The organism is Streptomyces sp. F63 (assembly GCF_018070345.1).
Lineage (GTDB): Bacteria > Actinomycetota > Actinomycetes > Streptomycetales > Streptomycetaceae > Streptomyces.
Genome location: NZ_JAGPXX010000073.1, coordinates 1 through 1,191, shown reverse-complemented (window position 1 = coordinate 1,191; position 1,191 = coordinate 1). Strand labels below are relative to the sequence as shown.

Annotated in this window: 1 protein-coding gene; it reads left to right on the top strand. The window is 69.9% G+C overall.

Translation table 11 applies throughout. From position 1 onward, the window contains the following. The coding region (locus KBZ10_RS28955) for an HNH endonuclease signature motif containing protein (RefSeq protein ID WP_210990716.1) at window positions 1-1,190 on the top strand (1,190 nt) is incomplete at its 5' end. Window position 1,191 lies beyond the last annotated feature (1 nt).

Genomic DNA, 1,191 nt, shown 5'->3' with positions numbered 1-1,191 from the left:
GGGAGTTGTCCCGGGCGGGGCGGATCGATGCGCTCCGGGCGTGGGAGCGGCACATCGCGTGGATTCAGGCGCAGCAGGTGGGTTTGCTGGCCGATATCGAGGCGGATGCGCTGGAGGCGGTGCCGAATGAGATCGGATGGGTGGATTACGACTGGGACTTCGCTTGTGAGGATGTTGCCTGTGCGCTGAGGCTTTCGGGGGTCACGGCTGCGGACCGGCTGGCGGTGGCCACCGCGTTGGAGGGGCGGTTTCCCACCACGGTGGGGCTGTTGGAGCGTGGGGAGATCTGCTACCTGCAGGCGAAGGCCGTCACCGAGACCACGGCCACCCTGGACCCGGAAGCCGCCGCGCGGGTCGAGGCGATGGTGGCACCGAAGATGCCGACCCAGTCGGTGGGACAGACCCGCCGTGCCCTGAACCGGGCGGTGCTGAAAGCCGATCCGCTGGGGGCGGAGCGGCGGCACCGCAAGCGGCGGGAGGACCGCACCATCTGGCACCGGCCGGCCGAGGACGGCATGGCCACCTGGACCGCGTTCCTCCCCACCCCGCAGGCGGCTGAACTGGACGCCGCGATCGACGCCCACGCCGCAACCTTCACCGACAACGACCGCACGCTGAACCAAAAGCGCGTGGATGCCCTGTACGACCTGGTCGTCAACCGGCCGGTCCCCGACGCTGCTCCCGGTGGCCGCTCAGCCGCTGTCGTCCAGGTCACCGTCTCCCTCGACACCCTCATCGGAGCGGACGAGGAACCGGCACAGCTCAAGGGGTACGGGCCGATCAGCGCCGCACAGGCGCGAGAGGTGGCCTTCGCCCCCGGCACCATCTGGCGCCGTCTGATCACCCACCCGAAGACCGGTGTGCTCATCAAGACCGACCCCACCACCTACCGTCCCACCGCGGAAACCGAACGGCACGTCATCGCCCGGGATGGCACCTGCGCCTTCCCCTCCTGCCAGATGCCCGCCCACCGCTGCGACCTGGACCACATCCAACCCTTCAACCACGAGAATCCAGCGGCGGGCGGAGCGACGGAGCCGGACAACCTGATGCCCCTGTGCCGCCGCCACCACCTGCTGAAACACCGCACCCGATGGCAAGCGGAACGCGACCCCGACACCGGCGAGGTCCGCTGGACCGCCCCCACCGGCCACACCTACACCACCCCACCCCACACCCCCACCACCTGAA